We start from the raw sequence: 18,133 nt of genomic DNA, 5'->3' as shown, positions 1-18,133 counted from the left end.
GATACGCAGATAATTCCGGACAGCGTGGAGACAGGGGTTCACAGGAGGGACGGATGGGGCAACGGCGAATTCCAGCCGTATTTGCGTGGTCGTGCCATTGACCACCCCCGCCAGTGGGTGCGCATCGGGCTCCCGGGTACGGGGCGGCGGCGCACGGGCCGTACCCGGGAGCGGGGGCGAGGACGGGCACCGGGTGTACGGGCGGGGCCCGGCGCGCTCAGCCGGTCCGGCCGCCGCGCGGCCGGCTGAGCGGCTGCCCCGACTGGGACTCCAGCTTCCGACGGGCCCGCGAGACATGCTGCTCGACGGTGCGCGGGGAGAGATGGAGGGTGGCGGCGATCTCCCGGTTGGTCAGTCCCCCGGAGGCGAGGTCGACCACCTCCTGCTCGCGCGGGGAGAGCTGGTCCCCGTACCCCGGGCGGCCACGGGGCCGCTGCCCGGCGGTGGGGCGGTGGACGCGGAGCTCGGCGCGCACCCGCGCGGCGTCCCAGCCCGCCCCCAGCGCGGTCAGCCGCTCGACACACTCGGTCAGATCGGCGGCGGCGGCGGACTCGGCCGCGGCGCCGGACTCCGCGCCCGCCTCACGGGCGGCCTCCAGAGCGCAGGTGCCGGCCGCCACGGTGGTGAGGATCGCCGGGTAGGGCCGGGAGACCGCGGCGTACCGCCCGGCCGCTTCCCGGTAGTGGGCCACCGCGTCGTCCGGCGCGCCGGCGGCCTCCGCCAGGACGCCCCGGCACCAGGCGAGCGCCGCGACCGCCGATGGCGCGGTGGCCTCGCCCAGTCCGGCCAGCCCCTTCTCGTACTCCTCGGTCATGGCCCGGGCGGCGGGGAGCCGGCCGGCCCGCGCGGTGGCCTCCACCGCCCAGGGCGCGAGCTCCGCCGCCCAGGCCCAGACGCCCTTGTCCCGGATCCGGTCCCAGCCGGCGGCCGCCTCGGCGGCGGCCGTTTCCGTGTCGTCGCGGGCCAGCGCGGTCCGCACCAGCGCCCCGGCCGCCGCCGCGACATGCGGCAGCGGGGAGCCCAGCGGCAGTGGCCGGCCGTCGCCGGAGAGCCAGGCGGCCATCTGCTGCCACTCGCCCTGTGCGAGGGCCAGCTGCCCGAGGACGATCCGGGCGTCGGCGGCCGGGCCCGGCATGATCCGCTCCTCGGCGAGAAAGGCGCGGGCCCGGGCGGCGAGACCGTCCCAGTGGCCGGTCATCCAGTCGAGGAGCAGTACGGTGCCCCGGCCGTCCTGTTCCACATAGGAGGCGCCGGCCCGGGCCGCCGCGTCCAGCCCCTCCTCCAGCAGATCGTCGACGCCCGCCAGGGCACCGACACCCGGCAGGGCACCGAGCCAGACGGCGGCGTCGGCGGCGTTGATCAGCCCGCGCGCCACATGGGGCAGCCGGCCGGGGCGGTCGCCCTGGGCACGCAGCCGGTCCAGGGCCTCCCCGGCGGCCGGGTCGCCGGTCTCCAGCAGAATGGCGACACAGTTGGCGTCGGCGGTGACGCGGATCTCCCCGTCGTCGCTCTCCTCCGCCGCCTTGCGGGCCTCCCGGAGCCAGTGCAGATTGCGTTCCAGCGGTACGGAGGACATGACGGGCATGGCGAGCGCCGACATCGCGCGGACGGCGAGCGCGGGCCGGCCCGTCAGTTCGCCGACGGCCTGTTCCAGCTCGACCACGCCCTCCAGCCCCATGCCCGCCTGGTTGTAGAGGACCAGGCCCAGATCGAGCCGGATACGGCCGCGGGCGGCGTCGGGGAGGGCCTGCTCGTCGAGGATCTGGCGGAGCACCCGCACCGTGTGATCGGTGTGCAGGCCGAGGACGGCGCTGTGGGCGAGGAGCACCGCGAGCCGGGCCCGGGTCTCCCGGTCGGCCGCGGGGTGCGAGAGCGCCTCCTCCAGCAGTCCGATCGCCGTCTGGTGGGCTCCGGCGGCGGCGGTCTGCCGGGCCGCGTGTTCGACGGCCCGGAGCCAGCCGCGCGGCCCGCCGCCGTATCTGCGGTGGCCGGCGACCCGGGCCCAGTCGACGGGATCCCGGCGCACCAGCACCTCCGCGGCCCTGCGGTGCATCTCCTGCCGGATCGGGCCGGGGGTCAGCTCGCGCACGGCGGTGCCGGCGACCGGCGGGACGAAGCCGTAGCGGTCGGTGCCGGTCTCCAGGAGCACGGAGTGCCGCAGCGCCGCCACCAGGGAGCCGCGTCCGGCCTCCGGGTCGAGTCCGGCGACGGCGTACAGCTCACGGGCCCCGGCGGGGCCGTCGAGCACGGCGGCGGCGCAGGCGACCGGGTGGTGCTCCCCGGGGAGTGCGGCGAGGCGCGCGGTGATCTGTTCCGCGACCCGTACCGGGACACCGGTGGCGTCGAGCTCCGCGGGGGTGCGGATGCCGGCGGTGCCGTGGGCGTCGTCGAGCTGGGCGACCAGATCGGCGACGACCTGGGGGATTCCGCCGGAGCGCTCATGGATCCGGGCGGTGAGGGCGGGCGGGCAGTGCTCGGCGCCGAGACGTTCCTCCACCATGCGGCGCACACCGTCGGCGTCGAGGGGTTCCAGACGGATCCGGGCCGCGGAGAGACGGGCGGGGTAGGCGACGGCGCGGCCCAGGACGAGCCCGGGGGCGGGCAGCTCCTCGGGGCGGTAGGCGAGGACGGCCGCCAGCGCGTCCGGCGGGCGCTCCAGCAGCCGGCTCAGGAGCTCGCGCCCCTCCTCGCCGGCCCGGTGGACATCGTCGGCGATCAGCAGCAGGGGCCGGCCGGACGCGGGATCCAGCAGTCCGGCCAGGTCCGGCGGGTCCCCGGCCGCGGGGCCGGATTCCGGCCGGGCGGGGGCGGGCTCCCGGCGGTCGGGGCCGGGACGGCGGTCGGCGGGGGCGGCCGGGCCGCCGGACCCGGGGGCCGGCGGCCCGGGCTCGTCCGGGAGGACGGACGACTCCATGCCCGAGGCCGTGAAGGTCAGGACCACCCTGGTCCGGGATCCGCCCGCCGACCGCTCCAGGAGCTGATCGAGGCGGCGGCTCTTGCCCGTACCGGCGCTGCCCTCCAGCAGCAGCAGAGCGGGCCGGCGGGTGGGATGTCCGACGGTCTGGCGCAGCCATCGCTCCCAGCCCTCGTCACTGAGTGCGGTCACCGGTTCACTCCCCTCGCGGTCGCCGGGTGCGGGCGGATTCCCCCGGACGTCGCCGGGTGTTTCCGGGCGGTTCATTTCTTCGGGTATCCGTACTTCGGTCTCCCCAATTGCGCGGGGCACCCGGTGACAGCGAGCGTAGCCTCATCGGCCCGGCCGTCCACCTGGGCAGAAGGAGTCCGACGTGATCGCATCAGAGAAGTCCGTTCAGCCTCCGCGCCCCGGCACCGTGCCGCACGGCGCCGTACCGCACGGCACCACCGCCGGGCTGGCCCAGTGCGCGATGCCCGCCACCCCGGAATCGACTCGGGCGCTGCGTCATTTCGCCCGGGCGGTGGCCCGCCGGTGGCGGCTGCGGGACGAGTGCGACGAGGCACTCTCGGTGATCGTGACCGAGCTCGTCGGCAATGTGGTGCTGCACAGCGGCAGCAGCTGGGTCGCGCTGGCCATCAAGAGGCACGGCGACGTCCTGACCGCCGAGGTGCGGGACGGCGGGCACTGGAAGCACCGCGCCGGGCCGCGCCGGGAGCCGCTGGACGCGCATGCGGAGTGCGGGCGGGGGCTGCGGCTGGTCGACGCCTTCGCGAGCCGTACGGTCACCCGCAGGGAGCCGGTGGGCAGTGTGGTGGCGGCGGAGTTCCTGCTGGCGCCCGACGCCCCCGGGCCCGCGGCCGGCCGGCCGGCGAGCGCCGCTCCTCCCGCGCGGGAGACCGGCCTCGCGCACGGCATCGGGCGGCAGCCGGCGGGGCCCGGCGACCACCGGCGGACGGTCCCGGTCAGTCCTCCGGCACCGCCTCGCGATGTGCCTTCGCCAGCTCCAGGTACATGGTCGCGTTGAGGGTGATCCCGGCCCGCTCCTCCTCGGTCAGCTCGCGTCTGACCTTCGCCGGCACCCCCGCGACCAGGGAACCCGGCGGCACCCGCATCCCCTGCGGTACGAGCGCCTGAGCGGCGACGAGTGAACCGGCGCCGATATGGGCGCCGTTGAGCACCGTGGCCCCCATGCCGATGAGTGCGCCGTCCTCCACCGTGCAGCCGTGCAGTACGGCGTTGTGGCCGACGGAGACGCGCTCGCCGACCGTCACCGGGAAGCCGGGGTCGACATGGACGGTGCAGTTGTCCTGGATGTTGGAATCGGCGCCGATGACGATGGGGCCGCAGTCCCCGCGCAGTACGGCGTGGTACCAGACGGAGGCGCCGGCGGCGAGGGAGACCTCACCGACGACAACGGCGGTGGGAGCGGTGAAGGCCCCCGGGGCGATCTCCGGGCTTCTGCCGCCGACGCCCGCGATCCATGCCTCTGCCGTCATCGCGCGTTCTCCTTCCGGCGCGCGCCGCGGCGGCGCACGCCGGGCAGCCTATCGAGGCGCCGGTCAGGAGTGGGGGCGCAGGGTCCAGACAATGGTCATCTCGCCGGTGACCGCGCCGTCCGCCCGCCGGATGGCGATGTTCACGGGGAACTCCGGGCGCTCGCCCGCGTCCAGCTCCGCGACGACCTCGCCGATCGGCCGGCCGAGTGTGGCGGTGGCGGTGACCTCGCCCATCGCCAGTTTCCGGTAGCCGATCTCGGCACTCACCGCGAGGGGAACGGCCCGGTTCAGCTGGTCGCCGAAGGCGGCGAGGACGATGGCGCCGCTGGCGGACTCGGCGAGGGTGAACATGGCCCCGGCATGCGGGCCGCCGACATGGTTGTGGAAGTCCGGCTGGTCCGGCAGGCGCAGAACGGCGCGCTCCGGGGTGGTCTCCAGGAACTCCAGATTGAGGGTCCTGGCCATCGGGACGGTTGCCGCGAGCATCGCGCCCACGCTCTGCTGATCTGCGCTCATGGCCGCGATGTTACCCATCGGTAGCACTATTGGCCATCCCCCGGGCGCCGCCGCGGCCCTCCCGGACGGGGCGGGCGTGGCCGCTGTGACACCGGCCCTCTATCGTTACTCGCCATGTGGCCAGGACAGCAGCCGCCCGGGGGCGATAACCCGCAGCAGGATCCGCAGCAGAACCCGTACCAGCAGCCGGGGTATCACCAGCCGAACCCGTACCAGCAGCCCGACTGGTCGCAGACGGGCCGTCAGCCGGGGCAGCAGCCCGGCTGGTCGCAGCCGAACCCGTACTCGCAGCCGACCGTGTCGGCGTACCCGGTGCCGCCGCATCAGGGCGGGCCCGCGGCGGGACCCGGCGGGGGGCCGCCGCCGGGGAACGAGAGGCGGAAGACCGCCGTGGTGGCCATCGCCGCCGCCACGGCGGTGATCGCCGCCGCCGTGGTCACCGGAGCCGTGGTGCTGCGGGAGGAGGACGGGGCCAAGGGCACCCGCGACACCGGGAAGGGCACCGGAGCAAGCGGCTCGGGAACCGCGACCGCGCCCAGCACCCCGGCCGGCGCACCGGCGCCGACCGGGGGGAATCCGCGCAACGCGGCGGAGGCCGAACCGACCATCGCGGGCTGGAAGGTGGTCACCAACCCCCGGCACGGCACCCGGTTCGACGTCCCGCCGGCCTGGGAGATCGTGGGCTCGGGGGTCTCCACCTTCCTGGAGAACGAGAAGGACCCGGCCGGGCCTCCCCTGGTCACCATGTCCGCCCCGGCCCGCTTCACGTCGCGGTGGTGCGAGGCGGACACCGACAAGGACGGCCGGAAGGAGACCTGGGGACTGGCCACCGTCGGCACCAAGGGCGGCCAGGGCGCCAAGGACTCCGCGAGCGCCTCGCGCAATGAGGCGGGCACCTGGGTCTGGGGGGCGTACGCCCAGTCGGACCCGAAGGAGAAGGTGAAGCTCGGCAAGCCCGAGCCGTACACCACCGCTTCGGGGCTCACCGGCAGTGTGACGACGGCGACCGCGGCCGGGGTGACGAAGAAGTCGAAGTGCCACACCGACGGGAAGTCCATCGCCTTCACCTTCAAGGACCGGACGGGTGATTTCCGCACCTGGGTTCTGTACGGGGTCAAGGGCGTCAAGGGCGAGGTGCCGGACAAAACGGTGCGGCAGATCCTGAACACGGTGCGGCTGACGGACACTCCGGCGGACTGACGCGGCCGGCTCCGGGCACCGTCGGCCGGGGGGCGGGGGGCGGGGGCGAATTATTCCGGTTGGCGGCCCGCCCCGGCCGGGGGACAGTCCGGAAGGTGACCGATCCCGCAGCCGCCCCGCCCGGCGGACGCTCACGCCGCCGGCGGATCCACTCCCCCGCCTGGGCGGGCCGCAACTACACCCTTCTCACCGCTTCCGCGGTCGTCACCAACCTGGGCAGCCACGGGGCCCTGATCGCGGCGGCGTTCGCGGTGATCGAGAGCGGCGGCGACGCCGGGGACGTGGGGCTGGTGGCCGCCGCCCGCACCCTCCCGCTCGTGGTCTTCCTGCTGGTGGGCGGTGCGGTGGCGGACCGTCTGCCGCGCCACCGGGTGATGGTCGCGGCCAATGCGCTCAACTGCGTGTCCCAGGCGGTGTTCGCCGTTCTGGTGCTCGCCGGTGACCCCCGGCTGTGGCAGATGATGCTGCTCACCGCGCTCGGCGGCACCGCGCACGCGTTCTTCAACCCGGCCGCCGAGGGCATGCTCCTCTCCAGCGTCGGCGGCGACCAGGCGGCCCGCGCCTTCGCCCTCTTCCGGATGGCCACCCACGGCGCGGGCATCGGCGGCGCGGCGCTCGGCGGGGCCATGATCGCGGCGATGGGCCCCGGCTGGGTACTGGCGGTCGACGCCGCGGCGTTCGCGGTCGCCGGGGCCCTGCGGGCGTTTCTCGATGTGAGCGGTGTCCGGCCGCGCGAGCCGGGCGGCGGGCTCCTCTCCGACCTGCGCGAGGGGTGGGCGGAGGTGCGGAGCAGACCCTGGCTGCTCGCCATCGTGGCGCAGTTCTCCGTGGTCGTCGCCGTGGTCGCCACCGCCGAGGGGGTGTACGGGCCGCTGGTCGCCCGCGATGAACTGGGCGGCGCCGCCCCCTGGGGGCTGGCGCTCGCCGCCTTCGGGATCGGCACACTGCTCGGGGCGGTGCTGATGATGCGCTGGAAACCCCGGCGGCTGCTGCTCGCCGGCACGCTCTGCGTCTTCCCGCTCGCCGCGCCGTCGGCGGCGCTGGCGATTCCGCTGCCGACCGCCGGGCTCGCCCTGGTGATGCTGGTGAGCGGCGCGGCCATCGAGGTGTTCGGGGTGGCCTGGATGACGGCGCTGCACCAGGAGATCCCGGAGGAGATGCTGTCGCGGGTCTCGGCCTACGACTGGTTCGGCTCGGTGGCGATGGCCCCGGCGGCGACCGCGCTCGCCGGTCCCGCGGAGAATCTCCTCGGACGGGACACGGCGCTCTGGGGCTGCTCGGCACTGGTGATCCTGGTGACCGCGGCGGTCCTTCTCGTACCGGACGTACGGAATCTGCGGTACCGCACCAAGCGGGTCAGCGGGGCGCGGCCCGGTTCGTCAGCCGATCCCGAAGGCGCCGTCGGGCGGCTCGGGTGACCCCTGGGCCTCGGCGTCGCCGACGGGCGCGGCGGATCCGGTGAACCTCCTCAGCGGGGCGCCGTGCTCGACCCGGGCTGGGAAGGGGTCGGCGGAGAGCCTGCGGGTGAGCGCGGCGATGTCCACGGGGCGGTGCGAGGCGAGCAGCAGCGCGTTGCCGAAGCGCCGGCCGCGCAGTACGGCGGGTTCGGCGATCAGCGCGAGTTCCCCGAAGACCGAGCCGAAGTTGGCGAGCTGGGAACGGAGGAATCCGAAGGGGGCGCCGTCCGCGAGATTGGCCGCGTAGACCCCGTGCGGGCGGAGCACCCGGTGCACGGTCCGCGCGTACTCGACGGAGGTGAGCGGGGCGGGGACGCGGGTGCCGCCGAAGACATCGCCGACGATCAGATCGGCCGAGTCCGCGGGGGCGGCCTCCAGCCAGGCGCGGGCGTCCGCCGGGTGAACCCGGATACCGGAGCCGGCGGGCAGCGGCAGCTTCTCCAGGATCAGGGCGATGAGTCCACTGTCCGCCTCGACGACCTGCTGCCGGGATCCGGGCCGGACGGCGGCCACATACCGGGGCAGGGTGAACGCGCCGCCGCCGAGATGGAGCACGTCGAGCGGGGTGCCGTCGCCGTCGTGGCAGTCGATGACATGGGCGAGCCGCCGGACGTACTCGAACTCCAGATGGGCCGGAGCCTCCAGATCCACATACGACTGGGGCGCGCCGTCCACGGTGAGCAGCCAGGCGCGGGCCCGGTCGACATCGGGCAGCAGCCTGGCGGTGCCGTGATCCACGGTCCGGGTCACGGGTACGGGCTCGTCCACGGGGCCATTGTCGTACGGGACGGGGACCGGCGGGCCGCGGGGGTGCGGTCCGGGGCCTCACCGGGAGGGGTACGGGCCCGGAGGCCTGCCCCGGCCCCGTCCGGCCCGGGGCGGGCCCGGGCCGGACGGGGGCGTCACAGGAGCGTGGTCACCGTCCCCGCGCCGATCGTGCGGCCGCCCTCCCGGATGGCGAAGCCGAGGCCCGGCTCCAGCGGGGTGTCACGGCCCAGCTCCACGGTCATGGTGACCGTGTCCCCGGGCCGCGCGACGGGCGTGCCGCCCAGGTCGACCCCGCCGACGACATCCGCCGTACGGATGTAGAACTGCGGCCGGTAGCCGGTGGCCAGCGGGGTCGCACGGCCGCCCTCCCCCGCCGAGAGGACATAAACCCGGGCGGTGAAGCGCCTGCTCGGGGTGATGCTCCCCGGCTCGGCCACCACATGCCCGCGGCGCACCGCGTCCCGCGGCAGTCCGCGCAGCAGCAGCGCCACGCTGTCCCCGGCCTCGGCGGACTCCATCGGCTTCCCGAAGGTCTCCAGACCGATGACGGTGGTGACGCGCGGTCCGGACTCCGCGCCGAGCAGCTCCACCCGGTCGCCGGCCCGCAGGGTGCCCCGCTCGACCGCGCCGGTGACGACGGTGCCGCGTCCGGTGATGGTGAGGACGTTCTCCACGGAGAGGAGGAACGGCGCGTCCGTGTACCTGACCGGCATGGGCACATAGGTGTCCACCGCGTCGAGCAGGGCCTCGATGGCGGAGGTCCACCGGGGATCGCCCTCCAGCGCCCGCAGCCCGGAGACCCGGACGACCGGCGCCGCGTCACCGCCGTACCCGTGCGCGGTGAGCAGCTCCCGGACCTCCAGCTCCACGAGGTCGGTCAGTTCGCCGTCCCCCGCGTCGGCCTTGTTCAGCGCGACGACGATGTGGTCGACGCCGACCTGACGGGCCAGCAGCACATGCTCCGCGGTCTGCGGCATGACGCCGTCGAGCGCGGAGACGACGAGGATCGCCCCGTCGAGCTGGGCGGCCCCGGTGACCATGTTCTTGACGTAGTCGGCATGGCCGGGCATGTCGACATGGGCGTAGTGGCGGGTGTCGGTCTCGTACTCGACATGGGCGATGTTGATGGTGATCCCGCGCCGGGCCTCCTCGGGGGCCCGGTCGATGCGGTCGAAGGGGACGAAGGCGGCGCCGCCGCGCTCGCTGAGGACCTTGGTGATGGCGGCGGTGAGGGTGGTCTTGCCGTGGTCGACATGGCCCATGGTGCCGATGTTCAGATGCGGCTTGGTGCGTGCGTAAGCGGTTTTGGACATGGCTCTTCCCCGGAATTCACTGGTGTGCGGATTCATGAGGACCCCTGGACCCCGCCGACCCTCCCCCTGTGGGGTCCCGCCGAACGGTCCGGGAAGGGTCAGCCTCGGCTCTCGGCGGCCGGTGCGAGGCCGGCGGGGAGAGCCGCGACGGCGGCGGAGTCATCCGCGGGGGAGAAGACGGCGGCCTTCGGCGCGTCCGCGTCCGCGGAGTGCGCTGTGAGGAAGGCGTGCCTGGTCATGGGGATGATGATCCGCCACCCGCGCGCCCCGCGTCGAATGGTTTTCCCCACACGGAAGTTGACCGCGGCAGGGTGCGCCGGTCCCGCCCGGCGGCGGTCCCCGGCGTGTACGGGGCGATTTTTTCCACCGGCCCGGCCGGGCCCCGGCAGCTGCGGCATCCGCCCTGGTCGGTACGGGTCGCCGGAGCGTTCCGGGAACGTGCCGAGCGGGTTTCCAGCCGGTCCCGAGCGCGTCGTGCCGCCGGCATTACGGCGATCACATATGGTCGTCGGTTAGTCTCCCCGAATGTTCGAGCCCGTCATCAGGCCGTCCTCCGGACTCGCCATCCGGTGCACCAAGGTGCTGATCTCGCCGTGGTCACGCCTGTCGCTGCTGGTGCTGATGCTGGCCGCGGCGGGCGCTCTGGTGGTGCTGTACGAGCCACAGCGGCTGCTCTCCGACGGCTGGCCCGCGGCTCAGCTCGGCGGCGCGCTGGCGGTGATCCTCTACGCCACCGGGTACGGGGTGTGCACCGCGGCCTTCGTGCCGCGGCCGATCCTCAATCTCGCGGCGGGCGCGCTCTTCGGATCGCAGTTCGGTCTGGTGGCCGCGCTGGCCGGCACGGTCCTGGGCGCGGGTATCGCCTTCACCCTCGGCCGGCTGCTGGGGCAGGAGGCGCTGCGCCCCCTGCTGCGGGGCCGTGTGCTCCGCGCGGCGGATTCCCAGCTGAGCAGTCATGGATTCCGTTCCATGCTCGCGATACGGCTGTTCCCCGGCATTCCCTTCGCCGCGGCCAACTACTGTGCCGCTGTCTCGCGCATGGGATACACACCCTTTCTGCTGGCCACCGCGATCGGTTCGATTCCCAACACGGCCGCCTATGTGGTCGCGGGTTCCCGAGCCGGGTCACCGACCTCTCCGGCATTCCTGGTGGCGATGGGATTCATCGTGGTCACCGGATGTGTCGCCGCGGTGGTGGCCTGGCGCAAGCGCCACAGTCTGAAAGGCAATGCGCCGAAAGGCGATTGACGGTCCGCGCCGCACCCCGCGCCGGGCCGGACGCCGCCACGCTCACCCGGACGGGTGACAGCGCGCCCTGAAGGGGTGCGCCGGTGTCGTGGACAGGGCCCGTACGGACGCGCCGCGCCGCTCCCGCACCCCGCCCGCCGCGCCCGGGCGCTCACCCGGTCCGGTGGCCGTCCGTACAGGAGATCCCGGGAAACCCTTCATCCGCAGGGCGGCGGATCGTAACCTCCGGACGCTACGCTGCCCATCTCACGGGCGCCTGATCCATTATTGCCACGCGCCGTCTGACGGAATCTTTTCTTGGGTGGCGTGCTTTTCCAATGTCGTGGTTTGAATCCTTCATTCTCGGAATCGTCCAGGGACTCACCGAGTTCCTGCCCATCTCGTCCAGTGCGCATCTGCGGCTCACCGCCGCTTTCGCCGGCTGGCACGATCCGGGGGCGGCATTCACCGCGATCACTCAAATCGGCACCGAGACAGCGGTGCTGATCTATTTCCGCGAGGACATCGCGCGCATCGTGTCCGCGTGGTTCCGCTCGCTCACCGACCGCTCGATGCGCGGCGACCACGACGCCCAGATGGGCTGGCTGGTGATCGTCGGCTCCATCCCGATCGGGGTGCTCGGGATCACCCTCAAGGACCAGATCGAGGGACCGTTCCGGGATCTGCGGCTGATCGCAACCACCCTGATCGTGATGGGTGTTGTCCTCGGCGTCGCCGACCGCCTCGCGGCGCGCGACGAGGCCGGCGGGAAACACCGCGCGGTCCGGCGGCGCAAGACGCTCCGGGAGCTGAGCGTCCGGGACGGCCTGATCTACGGCTTCTGCCAGGCGATGGCGCTGATCCCCGGTGTCTCCCGGTCCGGCGCGACGATCAGCGGCGGGCTGCTGATGGGGTACACCCGTGAGGCGGCGGCCCGTTACTCCTTCCTGCTGGCCATTCCGGCGGTCCTGGCCTCGGGCGTGTATGAGCTCAAGGACGCGGGTGAGGGCCATGTGTCCTGGGGTCCCACCATCTTCGCCACGGTCATCGCGTTTGCTGTTGGATACGCGGTGATCGCTTGGTTCATGAGCTTCATCACTACCCGCAGCTTCATGCCGTTCGTCATCTACCGCGTGATCCTGGGAATCGCCCTGTTCATCCTGGTCGGAACGGACACGCTGAGCCCGCATGCGGGTGAATCGGGTGACTGACACCTCGCGGCACAGGGCAGACGCATGTGCGAGGAGGCCGTAATCTGTTCGCATGTCCCCCCTTCCACGCGAGCCAGAGACTTCTTTGTCCGCCCTGTCCGCCGCCGAGCTGAATGCACGCATTCGCGAGCTGTGGGCCGATGGGCAGCTGCCCGAGGACCGGCGGCCGGAGTACGAGGCGCTCGTACTGAAGTGGGCCGCGGCGGCGCTGGCGCGCGGCGGAAACGTCGAACGCGCGGCCTGATCCCGGGTCCGGGAACACCCTCCCGCCGGGCGGAGAGACCCACGTCACTTTCCGGCCGCGAATTCCGTCCGACGGATCTCACCGCACCTCGCGCACGGCCGCACCGCCCCGAGCAGGGGCGGCGGCCGGAGGGCGCCGGGCTCGGCTAGCCTGGCTGCACGATGAACCGTTTGAGCACGTCATGGGGCGAGGTCTCACTCGCCCGTTTCCCCGCCGATCCGCGCGATCCGCTCCGCGCCTGGGACGCCGCCGACGAATATCTGCTGCGGCACCTCGGCGAGACGGAACCCCGTCCCTCCGGAACGGTCGCCGTCGTCGGTGACCGGTGGGGCGCACTCGCCACCTCCCTGGCCGCGTTCCACCCGGTCCAGATCAGCGACTCCTTCCTCGGCCGGGAGGCGACCCGGGCCAATCTGCTGCGCAACGGCCTCGACGCCGGCGCCGTACGGCTGCTCTCCGCGCGGGACACCCCGCCCGAGCGGATCGATGTCCTGCTCGTCCGGGTGCCGAAGAGCCTCGCGCTGCTGGAGGACCAGCTGCACCGGCTCGCGCCCGCCCTCCACGAGGGCACCGTGGTCGTCGGTACGGGGATGGTCAGCGAGATCCACACCTCCACCCTGAGACTCTTCGAACGGATCATCGGGCCGACCCGGACCTCCCTGGCGGTGCGGAAGGCCCGGCTGATCCTCGCCACACCGGATCCCGCGATCGGCGCCGGGCCCAGCCCCTGGCCGCTGCGGTACGCGCTCCCGGACGGCATCGGGGTGATGTCCGGCCGGACGGTGACCAACCACGCGGGCATCTTCTGCGCGGACCGGCTCGACATCGGCACCAGATTCTTCCTGAAGCACCTGCCCGGGACCCGCGGACCGGTGCGGGTGGTCGATCTCGGCTGCGGCAATGGTGTGGTGGGCACGGCCGCGGCCCTGGCCAACCCGGCCGCCGCGGTTTCCTTCGTCGACGAGTCGTTCTCGGCCGTCGCCTCCGCCGAGGCGACCCACCGCGAGAACAGCGGGGGCGAGGCCGAGTTCCTGGTGGCCGACGGGGTGTCGCGACTGCCCGGCGGCTCGGCCGATCTGGTGCTCTGCAATCCGCCGTTCCACTCGCACCGGGCCACCACGGACAGCACGGCACGCCGGATGTTCGGCGGGGCGCACCGGGTCCTCGCTCCCGGGGGCGAGCTGTGGGTGGTCGGCAACCGGCACCTCGGCTACCACCTGAGGCTGCGCCGGCTCTTCGGCGACTGCGAGGTCGTGGCGAGCGATCCCAAGTTCGTCGTGCTCAAGGCGGTCAGGAAGTAGTACGGGCGGGGCGTGCGGCGCGGATGGCGGTACGCCGCGTACGGCCATCCGCCCCGCCGCGAGCCGCTCCGCGCCCGCCCGGGGGCGGTCCGGGCCCCCGGCGGAGAGTGATCGGCCTGCACAGCTCTTGGCCTGGGGGCTCCGCTGACCGAGACTGAGCCGATGACACAGCGCGTGGATCTCGCGGCAGTGATGGACCGGCTGGCCATCGATGAGTTGGTCTCCCGTTACGCGGTGGCCCTGGACGACGCCGACTGGGGCGCCTACCGGGCCCTGTTCACCGCGGACGGACGCGTGGACTATCGCGGTCCCGGCGGTGTGGAGGGTCCCGCGTCCGAGGTGGCCGACTGGCTGGAGCGGACGCTGACGGCCTTCCCCGTACGCCAGCATCTGATCGTCAACCGGCGGGTACGCCTCCCCGAACCGGACGGATACCCGGTCGGCACCGCCGAACTCCGGGCCGACTATGTGAGTCCCATGCGGACGGAGTCGGGGGACGACTTCGTCTCGGGCGGGAGGTATCTCTTCACCGCGGCGCGTACGGAGGAGGGCTGGCTGCTGAGCGGGGTGGAGGTGCACGAGCGCTGGCGGCGGGGGTCGGGCGTGGTGCCGGCCGGGGACTGAGCGGCCCCCGGGGGAGATCGATCTGTTGATACGGGCCGGCTCCGCGCCCACACTGAAGGTCCCTTCGGAGGCAGGGCGAGGAGGCGCGGGTGCGGGTTCCAGCCGGCCGGGCGGCGGACGGGGAGTCCCCCGGGGCCCCGCCCGCACCGCCGCGCCGGCCGCTCACCGGCGGCGTCGGGCGGTCCCTGGCCGCCCTCGGCGCCGGGGCGCTGCCGGCGCTCGCCTTCCCCGAGCCGTCCCTCTGGTGGTGGGCGTATGTGGCGCTGGTGCCGTGGCTGCTGCTGGTGCGGACCGCGCCAACGGCCCGGCGGGCGGCCATGGAGGGCTGGTGCGGCGGTATCGGCTTCGTGGTCGCGGTGCATCACTGGCTGATTCCCAGCCTCCATGTCTTCATCGTGGTGGTGGCGGCGCTGCTGGGGCTGCTCTGGGCGCCCTGGGGTGTGCTGGTGCGCTCCCGGCTCGGCGGGGCGCCGCCGGCGGCGCGGGCCCTGCGGGCGGTGGCGGTGATTCCGTCGGGCTGGCTGGTGATCGAGCTGGTGCGGTCCTGGGAGGCGCTGGGCGGGCCGTGGGGGCTGCTGGGGGCGAGTCAGTGGGAGGTGCCGCCGGCGCTGCGGCTGGCATCCGTGGGCGGTGTGTGGCTGGTGAGCCTGCTGGTGGTGGCGGTGAACACCGCCGTCGTGGTGCTGATCGCGGTGCCCCCGGCCCGGACGCCGGCCCTGGCCGCGCTGGCCGGCGGCGCGCTCGCCGTGTCGGCGGTCTGGCTGTGGGCGCCCCGGCCGGCCGAGCTGTCCCGGGCCCGGATCGCGGTCGTCCAGCCGGGGGTGATCGAGGGCGCCGACCGCCGTTTCGCGCGGGAGGCCGAACTCACCCGCGCGCTCGCCGGGCGGGGCGCCGATCTGGTGGTCTGGGGCGAGAGCAGTGTCGGCGCGGATCTGCGGGAGCGGCCGGACCTGGCGGAGCGGCTGGCCGCGCTCTCCCGGACGGCCGGTGCGGAGCTGCTGGTCAATGTGGACGCACGGCGGACGGATGCCGCCGGGGGCGGCGGGATCTTCAAGAGTTCGGTACTGGTGGGTCCGCGCGGGCCGACCGGGGCGCGCTACGACAAGATGCGGCTGGTCCCCTTCGGCGAGTACATCCCGGCCCGGAATCTGCTGGGCTGGGCGACCTCGGTCGGCAGGGCGGCCGGTGAGGACCGGCTGCGCGGCGACCGCCCGGTGCTGATGGAGGTGCCGGACGGATTCCGGTTCGGCCCGCTGGTCTGCTTCGAGTCGGCCTTCCCCGACATGAGCCGGCATCTGGTGCGCGAGGGCGCCCGGCTGCTGGTGGTGCAGTCGGCGACCTCGTCCTTCCAGGGGAGCTGGGCGCCCGAGCAGCATGCGTCCCTCGCGGCCCTGCGCGCGGCCGAGACGGGACGGTCGGTGGTGCATGCCACGCTCACCGGTGTGAGCGCGGTGCACGGTCCGGACGGCGGCCGGATCGGCCGCCCGCTGGGCACGGACCGCTCGGCGGCGGCCGTGTTCGATGTCCCGCTCGCCGTCGGCACGACGCCGTACGTCCGCTTCGGCGACTGGCCGGTGTACGGCGCGCTCGCCCTGCTGGGCGCGGTGGCGGCGGGCGCCCTCGTGCGGCGCCGCGCCGCGTCCGCGTCCTGAGCCGGGGTCAGCCGGCCTGCTCCAGTGCCCTCAGCACCACCCGCTCGCAGAGTTCGTGTGTCCGCAGGGCGTCCCGCGCGCTGAGCACGGTGCCCGCGCGCACCGCGTCGAGGAAGTTGAGCACCGACTGCTCGATGCCGCGCTGGCGGGCGACCGGCACCCAGTCGCCGCGCCTGCGGACCGTCGGCTGGCCCTTGTGGTCGATGACCTCCGCGAGGTTGCGGACCTCGCGCTTGGTGTCCTGCCCGGAGACCTCCAGGATCTCCTCGGTGGAGCCGCTTCTGCGGTTCATCGCGCCGATGGCGGTGAATCCGTCGCCGGAGAGCTGGAGCACCACCTGGTGCAGCAGACCCTCGCGGACCACGGCCCGGACGTCGGTGTGCTCGATGGGGCCGGGGGCGAGGAAGCGCAGGGTGTCCACGACATGGATGAAGTCGTCGAGGATGAAGGCGCGGGGTTCCCCGGGGAGCCCGACACGGTTCTTCTGCATCAGGATGAGCTCGCGCGGGTGCTCCAGGCACTGGGCGTAACCGGGGGCGAGGCGGCGGTTGAAGCCGACCGCGAGGCCGACGGAGCGGGATTCGGCGAGGTTCACCAGGCGCTCGGAGTCGGCCAGCTCATAGGCGAGCGGCTTGTCCACGAAGGTCGGGACCCCGGCCCGGAGCAGCTCGGTGACGATCCCGGCGTGGGCCTCGGTCGGGGCGTGCACGAAGGCCGCGTCCGGCTCCTGGTCCAGCAGCGACTCCAGAGTGGTGTGCCGCTGCCCGGCCGGAATCCGGTGTGCTTCGGCGACCCGGTCCAGGGTCGCCGGGGTACGCGTCTGAAGATGGAGCTCGACTCCGGGCAGCGTGCCTAGCACGGGCAGATACGCCTTCTGCGCGATGTCTCCGAGACCGATGCAGCCGACCTTCACTGGTTGCCTCCCGGGCATTCGATCATGTGCCCTGCTGGGCCCGGTCAGCATACGTGCGCACGGGCGGACGCCAGTCGGCGATCCCGTCGAAGGCCCGGACGGCCGCTCCGGGGGCGAGAGCCGCGCCCGCGGTCAGCAGGCCGGCGCGCACGGCCGCGGCGGGCGCGGAGCGGAGCGACTGGACCCGGGCGACCCGCGCGGCCCGGCGGACGATGCCGGTGGTGCGGGGCAGCCGGTCGGCGCTGTACGCGGCGAGGGCGCCGGCGAGATCGGTGCCGGGGGCGGTGTGGTGGGCGAGGACGATGGCGTCCTCGATGGCCTGGTTGCCGCCCTGGCCGAGGTTGGGGGCCATGGCATGGGCGGCGTCGCCGACGAGGGCGGTGCGGCCCCGGTGGAAGGCGGGGAGGGGGTCGATGAGGTGGTGCACGTCATTGCGGAGGATCCGCTCCGGTTCGGCGGCGGCGAGGATCGCGGGAATCGGGTGGTGCCAGCCGCCGAAGCGGCGGAGCAGTTCCGCCTTCTCGGCGGCGGGGTCGCCCAGGTGCCCGCCGGCCGGCAGATGGGCCGCGGCATAGGCGTAGACCCGGCCGTCCTTGAGGGGCTGGCTGCCCCAGATCATCCCCGGGCCCCAGGTCTCGTGCGGCCGGAAGGGCGCGGCGGGGGCCGGGACGACGGTGCGCCAGGCGGTGAATCCGCAGTAGGAAGGGCCGGGATGGGCGGGGAAGAGGGCGCGGCGGACGGCGGAGTGGATGCCGTCGGCTCCGACGACGAGCTCGGCCTCCAGCTCGCCCCCGGGGGTGGCGACCCTGGCCGGGCGGCCGTCCGGGGCCCCTGGATCGGTCACTTCGGCGGGGCAGCCGGTGCGGATGGTTCCGTCCGGGAGCCGGGCGGCGAGGCGTTCGATGAGCTGTGCCCGGTGGAGCAGGACCAGCGGGCCGCCGAACCGTTCGGCGAAGGCGCCGCTGTTCACCCGGACGAGCCGGCGCCCGCCCGGTGTGTACAGGCCGCCGTCGCCCTGCCAGGCGGCCAGTCCGCGGATCTCGTCGCCGAGTCCGATGACATCGAGTGCGCGCTGGGCGTTGGGGGCGAGACCGATCCCGGCGCCGACGGGCTCCAGGGAGTCCGCGCGCTCCAGGACGGTGACCCGCCGGCCGTTGCGGTGCAGGGCGACGGCGGCGGTCAGGCCGCCGATTCCACTGCCGATGACGATGGCACGGGTTCCGGGCACGTCTCCTCCTCGATCCGTCCACTACACCTGTAGTGAAATCGAGCGTACTACACCCGTAGTGAGGAT

The 18,133-nt window shown here is 73.9% G+C and carries 17 protein-coding genes; 9 read left to right on the top strand and 8 right to left on the bottom strand.

Going from position 1 to position 18,133, the window contains the following annotated elements; all coding sequences use genetic code 11:
* Nucleotides 1-217: 217 nt before the first annotated feature.
* Entirely contained in the window at nucleotides 218-3,106 is a 2,889-nt protein-coding gene (locus AAFN69_RS26780) for a LuxR C-terminal-related transcriptional regulator (protein ID WP_347731366.1), read from the bottom strand.
* A 181-nt stretch (nucleotides 3,107-3,287) separates the two neighbouring features.
* Here AAFN69_RS26780 and AAFN69_RS26775 point away from each other — a divergent pair, with 181 nt between their 5' ends.
* Nucleotides 3,288-3,941, top strand: coding sequence for an ATP-binding protein (locus AAFN69_RS26775; protein ID WP_347731365.1), 654 nt, complete (start codon nucleotides 3,288-3,290; stop codon nucleotides 3,939-3,941).
* Here the strand turns inward: AAFN69_RS26775 and AAFN69_RS26770 are convergent.
* Entirely contained in the window at nucleotides 3,880-4,413 is a 534-nt protein-coding gene (locus AAFN69_RS26770; RefSeq protein WP_347731364.1) for a gamma carbonic anhydrase family protein, read from the bottom strand. The genes AAFN69_RS26775 and AAFN69_RS26770 overlap by 62 nt on opposite strands.
* A 63-nt stretch (nucleotides 4,414-4,476) precedes the next feature.
* Complete coding sequence (locus AAFN69_RS26765) at nucleotides 4,477-4,929, bottom strand: DUF4442 domain-containing protein (protein ID WP_347731363.1); 453 nt, start codon at nucleotides 4,927-4,929, stop codon at nucleotides 4,477-4,479.
* 114 nt (nucleotides 4,930-5,043) lie between these two features.
* Between AAFN69_RS26765 and AAFN69_RS26760 the strand changes: the two genes are divergently transcribed.
* Both AAFN69_RS26760 and AAFN69_RS26755 read left to right on the top strand, forming a co-directional pair.
* Complete coding sequence (locus tag AAFN69_RS26760; RefSeq protein ID WP_347731361.1) at nucleotides 5,044-6,129, top strand: hypothetical protein; 1,086 nt, start codon at nucleotides 5,044-5,046, stop codon at nucleotides 6,127-6,129.
* Nucleotides 6,130-6,224: 95 nt separating this feature from the next.
* Nucleotides 6,225-7,547: an MFS transporter gene (locus AAFN69_RS26755; protein ID WP_347731359.1), complete on the top strand. Its 1,323-nt coding sequence runs from the start codon at nucleotides 6,225-6,227 to the stop codon at nucleotides 7,545-7,547.
* Here AAFN69_RS26755 and AAFN69_RS26750 read toward each other — a convergent pair.
* The 3 genes from AAFN69_RS26750 to AAFN69_RS26740 all read right to left on the bottom strand — a co-directional run bounded on the left by AAFN69_RS26750 (nucleotide 7,509) and on the right by AAFN69_RS26740 (nucleotide 9,906).
* Nucleotides 7,509-8,354 (bottom strand): fused MFS/spermidine synthase, encoded by an 846-nt coding sequence (locus tag AAFN69_RS26750; RefSeq protein WP_347731358.1) that lies wholly within the window; start codon nucleotides 8,352-8,354, stop codon nucleotides 7,509-7,511. The genes AAFN69_RS26755 and AAFN69_RS26750 overlap by 39 nt on opposite strands.
* Nucleotides 8,355-8,488: 134 nt before the next feature.
* The gene (tuf, locus tag AAFN69_RS26745) at nucleotides 8,489-9,667 is read right to left on the bottom strand and encodes an elongation factor Tu (RefSeq protein ID WP_347731357.1); all 1,179 of its coding nucleotides are present in this window, start codon (nucleotides 9,665-9,667) and stop codon (nucleotides 8,489-8,491) included.
* A 98-nt stretch (nucleotides 9,668-9,765) separates the two neighbouring features.
* Complete coding sequence (locus AAFN69_RS26740; protein ID WP_347731355.1) at nucleotides 9,766-9,906, bottom strand: hypothetical protein; 141 nt, start codon at nucleotides 9,904-9,906, stop codon at nucleotides 9,766-9,768.
* A gap of 286 nt (nucleotides 9,907-10,192) precedes the next feature.
* Between AAFN69_RS26740 and AAFN69_RS26735 the strand changes: the two genes are divergently transcribed.
* From AAFN69_RS26735 to lnt, 6 genes are all read left to right on the top strand, one after another.
* Nucleotides 10,193-10,915, top strand: coding sequence for a TVP38/TMEM64 family protein (locus AAFN69_RS26735; RefSeq protein ID WP_347731353.1), 723 nt, complete (start codon nucleotides 10,193-10,195; stop codon nucleotides 10,913-10,915).
* A gap of 317 nt (nucleotides 10,916-11,232) precedes the next feature.
* The gene (locus AAFN69_RS26730; RefSeq protein ID WP_347731351.1) at nucleotides 11,233-12,105 is read left to right on the top strand and encodes an undecaprenyl-diphosphate phosphatase; all 873 of its coding nucleotides are present in this window, start codon (nucleotides 11,233-11,235) and stop codon (nucleotides 12,103-12,105) included.
* Nucleotides 12,106-12,157: 52 nt separating this feature from the next.
* Entirely contained in the window at nucleotides 12,158-12,349 is a 192-nt protein-coding gene (locus AAFN69_RS26725; protein WP_347731350.1) for a hypothetical protein, read from the top strand.
* A 161-nt stretch (nucleotides 12,350-12,510) separates the two neighbouring features.
* Nucleotides 12,511-13,650 carry a methyltransferase gene (locus AAFN69_RS26720; protein ID WP_347731349.1) on the top strand — a complete coding sequence of 380 codons (1,140 nt, stop codon included), beginning with the start codon at nucleotides 12,511-12,513 and terminating at the stop codon, nucleotides 13,648-13,650.
* A gap of 162 nt (nucleotides 13,651-13,812) precedes the next feature.
* The gene (locus AAFN69_RS26715; RefSeq protein ID WP_347731347.1) at nucleotides 13,813-14,274 is read left to right on the top strand and encodes a nuclear transport factor 2 family protein; all 462 of its coding nucleotides are present in this window, start codon (nucleotides 13,813-13,815) and stop codon (nucleotides 14,272-14,274) included.
* Nucleotides 14,275-14,459: 185 nt separating this feature from the next.
* Nucleotides 14,460-15,926, top strand: a complete 1,467-nt coding sequence (gene lnt / locus AAFN69_RS26710; RefSeq protein WP_347731497.1) for an apolipoprotein N-acyltransferase — start codon at nucleotides 14,460-14,462, stop codon at nucleotides 15,924-15,926.
* A 7-nt stretch (nucleotides 15,927-15,933) separates the two neighbouring features.
* Here the strand turns inward: lnt and AAFN69_RS26705 are convergent, their stop codons facing one another.
* Entirely contained in the window at nucleotides 15,934-16,839 is a 906-nt protein-coding gene (locus tag AAFN69_RS26705) for a Gfo/Idh/MocA family oxidoreductase (RefSeq protein ID WP_347731346.1), read from the bottom strand.
* Nucleotides 16,840-16,861: 22 nt separating this feature from the next.
* Nucleotides 16,862-18,067 carry an FAD-dependent monooxygenase gene (locus AAFN69_RS26700; RefSeq protein WP_347731344.1) on the bottom strand — a complete coding sequence of 402 codons (1,206 nt, stop codon included), beginning with the start codon at nucleotides 18,065-18,067 and terminating at the stop codon, nucleotides 16,862-16,864.
* Between the last annotated feature and the right edge of the window lie 66 nt (nucleotides 18,068-18,133).

Source organism: Streptomyces sp. CAU 1734, assembly GCF_039888735.1.
GTDB lineage: Bacteria > Actinomycetota > Actinomycetes > Streptomycetales > Streptomycetaceae > Streptomyces.
Note: the sequence above shows the minus strand (reverse complement) of the source record. Positions and strands in the feature narration are given on the sequence as shown.